This is a genomic window from Vibrio sp. R11-SG3-ISO3-SZ (assembly GCF_059834345.1).
In genome coordinates, this window is sequence record NZ_JCBDGX010000086.1 from 1 (window position 1) to 7,506 (window position 7,506).

The 7,506-nt window shown below is 51.2% G+C and carries 5 protein-coding genes; 3 read left to right on the forward strand and 2 right to left on the reverse strand.

Annotated elements, in window-relative coordinates; all coding sequences use genetic code 11:
• Nucleotides 1–2,082, reverse strand: a 2,082-nt coding sequence (locus AC6R1O_RS10950) for a patatin-like phospholipase family protein (RefSeq protein ID WP_500657017.1), incomplete at its 3' end; no start/stop codon positions are given.
• Nucleotides 2,083–2,208: 126 nt separating this feature from the next.
• A complete protein-coding gene (gene mrcB, locus AC6R1O_RS10955; RefSeq protein ID WP_500632742.1) occupies nt 2,209–4,575 on the reverse strand; it encodes a penicillin-binding protein 1B in 2,367 nt (788 codons plus the stop codon).
• A gap of 306 nt (nt 4,576–4,881) precedes the next feature.
• On the opposite strand from mrcB, the gene AC6R1O_RS10960 reads away from it, so the two are divergent.
• The 3 genes from AC6R1O_RS10960 to AC6R1O_RS10970 all read left to right on the forward strand — a co-directional run.
• Entirely contained in the window at nt 4,882–5,874 is a 993-nt protein-coding gene (locus AC6R1O_RS10960) for a TRAP transporter substrate-binding protein (protein WP_500632743.1), read from the forward strand.
• Between the two features lie 50 nt (nt 5,875–5,924).
• Nucleotides 5,925–6,449 carry a TRAP transporter small permease gene (locus tag AC6R1O_RS10965; RefSeq protein ID WP_500632744.1) on the forward strand — a complete coding sequence of 175 codons (525 nt, stop codon included), beginning with the start codon at nt 5,925–5,927 and terminating at the stop codon, nt 6,447–6,449.
• The coding region (locus tag AC6R1O_RS10970; RefSeq protein ID WP_500657016.1) for a TRAP transporter large permease at nt 6,446–7,506 on the forward strand (1,061 nt) is incomplete at its 3' end. The genes AC6R1O_RS10965 and AC6R1O_RS10970, both read left to right, overlap by 4 nt.

Below are 7,506 nucleotides of genomic sequence, written 5' to 3' on the forward strand. Positions count from 1 at the left end.
TGACGCGCCTACGTAGAAGGGCGAGCTGAAGAGGCCAAAATCATTATCAAACCAACGGTAGCGATAAGTGGCATTGCCATAGAGTTTGTTTTGCCCAACCAGACTGTTTTTCGGGATGCCGGAGAGGTTTAGAAAGCCGCCTAACTGTTTAGGATCCACCAGCAACTGGGACTTTTTGCTCTCCACTAGCGCGCCATCAAAGTTTCCCACTAAAGTATGACGGCCAAAGCTGTGCGCACCTATCCAACGCACGGTGGTTTCGTACACGGTATCATCGATGTCCGACAAACTGTCTTGCGAGCTATCATCAGAAACTAGGAATCCTAGATCGAGGTAAACCCCCTTGTTTGGTAGGGCAAAGTTGTCCAAAGTATCAATGCGGTAGTTGGCAAACAGACCCAGGCGCTCATAGCGGCCAGTGCCAAACAAGGAGAAGGTCGACGCTTCCACTTCACCGTGCGTATAGCGCCCGCCCACCTTAAATTGGCTCCATAAGTTGCTCTGATAACCCATCGCCAGCTCCCCAATCCACTGGGCATAGTTCACCGGCAGGTAATTCTCAGTTGTCTCTAAGGTAGGATCGGTAATGAATTCGAACTCTCCATCGGCGTCAAACGGCAGGTTACGCGTCTGCTCCTTGTAACTGACTATCGCGTTACCAAACAGTGTTTGAGAGGAGAGGATCGGTGAATAGAGATCAAACTCCAACAGCTTGTCTGTGCCCAGTTCGACATTGGTTCTTAGCTCGGCTCCTTGCTCCGTCAAGCCGGTGAAGTTGGTGGAGACACCAATCGAGTACTGGCTTTTGGTCTGAAAGTCATCTTCAAGGAAGAAACGAAAGTCGACAAAATTCGGCCCCCAGGATTTCTCTTTGATGTTCACGCGCAGCACGTTGTCATCATCTTGCTGATCAAACTGGTAGGTCACCAACTCAAACCGATCCAACACATAGAGATCGCGTATGCTCTGCTCCAACGTTTCCGTCGAATACTGCTCGCCGCTTTCAAGATTCAATCGCTGCGCTATCACCTCATCGGAGAATGGGCTGTTATTGCTCACCTCCAATCGGTCAATCACCACCTCATCGACATAAGTGAGTTTGGCTCGTGCTTGCTGTTTTTTCTCCACATAGTGTTGGTACTCAGCGGAAGAAACCGACAACGCCTGCAATTGCTCCTTTGCTGCGTGGGCGACCTCATAACCTTTGACATACGCTTCAGGCATAATGGAGAAATCGGTGGTGCCATAGCGACCCACCTCAGGTTTCAGAAGGACATCGCCCTCAGCAAGAAAGCTCGTCTGCTCTCGAGTACTGCGCTTTACAAGATAATTGGACAACTGCGAAGCGACGGTAAATAAGTTGGTAAATTCCTCTTCGGCGCGATAATCCGAGCTGATGTCCACCGCGATAATGATGTCCGCGCCCAGTGCTCGAGCGAGTTCGACCGGCATATTGTTGGTCACCCCGCCGTCGACCAACATTTTGCCATCCACTTCATACGGTGGCAGCGCACCAGGGACAGACATGCTCGCCATCATGGCATCGGTCAAATAGCCACTGCTTAATATGACAGGTTCTAATTGAATGATGTCGGTCGCCACCGAACGATAGGGGATCGCCAGTTCATCAAAGCTGGTAAAAGGAGGAAGATTACCTGTGGTTTCGCGCAAGATACGCAGCATACTCTGCCCTTGCACGACCCCTTTGGCGGCTCTGAGCTCACCAATCCCGAGGCCAAAATCGGTCGTCAGTTGGTAGCGGTCTTCGTACTCTTTATCTCTCACACGACGCTCACTGCGCGGCACTTTATCAACAAAGCCAGAGTTCCAATTGACGCTGTAAAGAAAACTCTCGATTTCATCAGCGCTCATCCCTGTCGCATAAAGGCCGCCGACATAGGCGCCCATACTGGTGCCGGTAATGTAGTCGACTGGAATTTTCAGCTCTTCAAGCGCTTTCAACACCCCAATGTGCGCCGCACCTTTGGCGCCGCCGCCCGCCAGCACCACAGCAATTTTAGGGCGCTCAACAGCTGGCACATCGGTATCAAGCAGCGATGGTCCTGACTGTGCTGTCGCTATGAGTGGCCACCCGCCTAAAAAAGCGCATAGATAGCTAAAACCGCGCAAGGAGCGAAGCGTTTTTTTCACGTTTGAATTCCTTTCAAAACCAATGATTTCGGATTATATACACAAACCCATCTGACCTTACCAGTCAAAGAGTCGATTGATCCAGGATGCCGACGCTTTATCACACTGTTGTTTGAGCTGACCTGTGTTATCCCATACGGGCAACCTAAAGTCGTTACGACAATCCAGCGCCAAGCTGCCCGACTCTCGCCCAGCAAAACCTAGTGTCGTGATGCCTTGGGGCCATGGCAGACTCAATGGCTGCGGAATACGCTGTGATAAGTAATCGGCATAGACACGTAATGCGCCGCTCGACCCCGTCAGTTTGGTCGGTGTATTGTCGTCTCGGCCAAGCCATATCGTGGTCACCTCTCGCCCATCAACACCGACAAACCAACTGTCACGGGTATCATTACTGGTACCGGTTTTTCCCGCCAGCGCCGCTTGAGAAAACTGACTATTGAGATAGCGGCCAGTGCCTTCGGTAACGCCGATTTTCATCGCATAAGTGGTCAGCCAGGCCGCTTGTTGATCGACGCGCTGTGACGCGCTAGGCAGAGACTCATACAGCACCTGCCCTTCAAGATTCAGCACCGAACGCAGCGCAGAGAGCTTCGCGTATCGGCCCGAGTTGGTTAAGGTTTGGTACATCTGCGCCACCTGAAACGGGGTAAGACTGAATGAGCCTAAAAACATCGAAGGCACCGGGCGAATCTCTTCACGTGGCACGCCAAGCTGCTCAAAGGTGTTGATGACCTTCTCTATGCCCACTTGCATACCTAGCTCCACCGTCGGCACATTGAGCGATTTGGCCAGCGCCAGATAGAGCGGCACATCACCGCGATATTCTCGGTCGTAATTGCGCGGCGACCAGACGTTACCTTGACTGCCCTTGAGCGTAATCGGCTTGTCATGCAGCGTGGTGGCTAAGGTGTATTTTTCCGGCTGATTGAGCGCCGCCAAATAGACCGCAGGTTTTGCCAATGAGCCAATTTGCCGCTTCGCGTTCAAGGCTCGGTTAAAGCCATCAAAGCCGGTGCGTTTGCCACCGACCATCGCGCGAATTTCGCCGGTGTGTCGATCCACCGCCACCGCTGCGCCCTCTAATTCATCGCCCGCCACGGTTGCCAGTTGCGTTACCTTAGAGGCCACGGCGCGTTCCAATTGATGCTGCGAGACAGGGTCAAGTGAGGTAAATACGCGCAGGCCGCTGTCGCCTTGGAAACGCTCTCCAAGTTTCTCTTTGAGCTCAATACTCACTTGCTGAAAATAAGCGGGCTGACGACTGGCAATTTGTGGCGTTGCTTGTAAATCCAGTGGGCGGCTGGCAGCAGCATCAAACTCGCTCGCCGTCAACGTGCCTTGTTGCATCATTAAGCGCAGCACCAGATCTCGACGCTCTTTCGCCCGCTCAGGGTAGCGTTGTGGGTTGTAATACGAAGGGCCTTTCACCATGCCGACCAACAACGCCAGTTGATCAATTCTCAGCTCTTGAATCGGTTGGCCGAAATAAAAACGCGACGCCAAACCAAAGCCATGAATCGCTTCACCGCGGCTTTGACCTAAATAGACTTCATTGAGGTACGCTTCCAAAATGCGGTCTTTGCTGTAGCGATAATCGAGAATCAGGGCGATGTAAGCCTCTCTCATTTTGCGCCATAAGGTGCGATCGCTCGATAAAAAGAGGTTTTTGGCTAACTGCTGCGTCAGAGTGCTGCCGCCTTGCACGGTCCGCCCCGCTTTCACGTTGGCCACCAAAGCACGCGCGATCGCCAATGGTGACACTCCATCATGCTGATAAAAGTGCCGGTCTTCTGTTGCGAGCAGCGCGTCGATCATCACTTCCGGAAAATCGACCCGCTTGATAAACAGTCGTTGTTCATCTTGATTTTTTTCAAGCATACCCAGCATTTTCGGCTCAATGCGCAAGTAGCCTAACTCCCCCGGCTTTTCTAACGATTGGATCCTTTGCAGGCTTGACGCATCAAAATGCAGCATGACGTGGCGGTCAGGCTCTGGGCCATCAGAGAACTCAAAAGGCCGACGAATCAGCTCAATCTTGCTCGAAGAAGAGGAATACTCACCCGGGTATTGAGGGTGACGCACTTTGCGATAATTGAGCACATCCAGCTCATTACGGACTTCTTGAATCGAAATGTTGTCACCCGGCGCGAGATGCAAAATACGCGCATACACCACCGTAGGCAAAGAGAACAGCTGACCTTCAAATTTCTGTTTAACCAAGCTATCAAGATAGATGCCCACCACCAGTAGTAAGGCAAACCCAGCCAAGGCGAGCTTCCATGTAAGGCCCCATAGGGTTCGTAACACACTGGCTTTTAATGGTGTTTTATTAGGCGAAGAGGGCTTTTTCGAGGCGGTTCGCGCTGGCGTACGTTTTTTCGTGGCTGTCCCTTTCGAACGCGGCTTCTTATTGCTGGTCATGAGCTAAATTCGGATTGCTGAGCATTGGCGCTTACTATATCGCGCTTTGCTGTATGCCTAAACAGCAGTAAGTCAGTTCGGCGTAAAAAAGCCCAGCGTTCAAGCGCATTCTCCGTGGGGAGACAAAAAGTAAAAATGTGACTCGCTGCGCTATCGATCTCGCAAAATTGACGATGGCCAGATAAAGCTGGCTCATTTTTAAAGGTGAACATCGCGCCGCCCTGCAACTATACACTGCGTAAATCAATAACGATAAACCCAACCAACCAATAACATAATCAAAAGCCATTATGTATGGAGGATACTATGTCCCGACTCTACACCCCCTTCAACAAAGCCGTTTTAGCATCCGCACTGATGCTGGCTGCGCAAGGCGCTTACGCAAACACCGTGCTCAAGCTTGCCTACGCTGAAAACAGCCAACCCGTGAAAGCCGCCTTACAGTACATTGGTGATGCTGTGGCTGAAAAAACCAACGGCGAAGTCACGATTCAATACTTCCCAGACAGCCAGCTCGGCGGCGAACGTGAACTGGTTGAAATGGCTCAAGTCGGTGCCATTGATATCACTAAAGTCTCATCTGGCCTTCTCGAAAGCTTCTCCCCTCTCTACGGCGTTTTTTCATTGCCTTACCTTTTTGACAGCAAAGAGGGCTTTTACCGCGTGATGGAAGACGAGGATGTCATGAGCACGGTCTATCGTTCAACAGAAGCGCAAGGCTTCTCCGGTGTCGGTTGGTATGACTCAGGAGCGCGCAGCTTCTACATGAGCAAAGCACCGGTGAAAACGCTCGACGACCTCAAAGGTAAAAAGATCCGCGTGATGCAGAGTGAAACGTCCATCGAGACAATGAAGCTCCTCGGAGCCGCACCTATCGCCATGAGCCAAGCTGAAGTGTACACCTCATTGCAGCAAGGCATTCTTGATGGCGCAGAAAACAACGAGTTTGCCCTAACCATCGCCCGTCATGGCGAAGTGGCCAAATTCTACAGCTACGACATGCACACTCGAATCCCTGACGTGGTGGTCATGAGTAACATCACCAAACAAAAGCTGACCCCAGATCAACTTGCGGCCCTACAAGAAGCGATTGATGAATCCATCACACTTCAGCAAGAGTTATGGCAAGAAGAGATGGCGAAAACGACCGAATCTGCGCGCAAAGATTTTGGCGTCGAGTTCTTCGAAATAGACCAAGCCCCCTTTAAACAAGCAGTGCAGCCCATCTATGAAAACCTCAAGAAAAAACCAGAGCTTTACTCGCTCTATCAGAAAATCGAACAAGTAGAACAAAACTAAAACCGAGGAGATAGAAGCCAGTCTTCTATCTCCTGCCCTACGAGGTTGATATGAATACGCTAAGAAAGTGGCTCGATAAAGCCATCGAATGGTTTGGTTGCTCACTGATGACCGTGATGGTCTTTGTCGCTTGCTGGCAAGTGATCAGTCGCTACCTATTTAATACGCCCAGCACCTTCTCTGAAGAAATGCTGCGCTTCTCTTTGGTTTGGCTCTCGGTGATTGGGCTTGCCTATGTGGCCGGAAAACGAGAGCACATTAGCCTAACGCTGTTTCTTGATCGCTACCCTGCCCGAATTGCGGGTTACTGGAACATCGTCATCCAAATGGTGTTCATTGCCTTTTCGGTCTACATCATGATCATCGGCGGTTGGAAAGTCTCTAGCAACGCCATGATGCAGATCTCGCCAGTGCTGCAACTGTCGATGGGTAAGGTCTACTATGCTCTACCGCTCTCTGGCGTGCTGATCATCATTTACAGCCTGCTCAATATCCTTGATATTCATAAAGAAATTCGCGCTCTTCCTTGCAAAGAGAAGCCTATCAACGATCGCGCAACAAGGAAAACCGCATGACCGATCCCATCACCGCAGCGAGCCTATTGATCGGCGTTTTTGTCTTGCTGCTAGTTTTAGGTACGCCGATTGGTTTGTGCATCGTGATTGCCTCCTGCGCGACCGTGATGCTCGTTCTTCCGTTCGATATTGCGATGTTCACCACCGCACAGAAGATGTTTTCTAGCCTAGATAGCTTTGCGCTGTTGGCCGTTCCCTTCTTCATTCTTTCGGGCGTTATCATGAATAACGGCGGCATCGCGACCCGATTAGTCAACTTTGCCAAGCTGTTTACGGGGCGCATCCCCGGCTCTTTGTCCTACACCAACATCGCGGGCAATATGATGTTTGGTGCCGTGTCTGGATCAGCCATTGCGGCTTCCACCTCAATTGGTGGTGTGATGATTCCAATGAGCGCCAAAGAGGGCTACAACCGTAATTTTGCCTCTGCGGTCAATATCGCGTCAGCGCCGACAGGGATGCTCATCCCTCCTACCACGGCGTTTATTCTTTATGCGTTGGCCAGTGGCGGTACATCAATTGCAGCGCTGTTTGCGGGCGGTCTGATTGCGGGCAGTCTTTGGGGGCTGGGGTGTATTCTCATCACCTATGTGGTGGCGAAGAGAAACAACTACACAAACTTCTTTACCCTACAAAAAGGCACGGCGTGGATCGTGACACGAGAAGCGATCCCAAGCTTGCTGCTGGTGGTCATCATTGTTGGCGGGATCGTTCAAGGGATCTTCACCGCCATCGAAGCCTCAGCGATCGCTGTTGTGTACACCGCGTTTTTAACCTTAGTGATGTACCGAACCTTAACCCTTAAAGATCTGCCGAAGATTTTGATCCAGACCTTCGTCATGACGGGCGTGATCATGTTCTTGCTCGCCACGTCTTCAGCGATGTCTTTTGCGATGTCGATGACCGGAATCCCTGGTGCGCTGAGTAAGTTGATCCTTGGCATCTCAGATAATCCGGCGATTATCATGCTGGTCATCACCCTGTTTATTTTGATTGTCGGCGCCTTTATGGATATCGGACCTGCGATCCTGATATTCACTCCTATCTTACTGCCGAT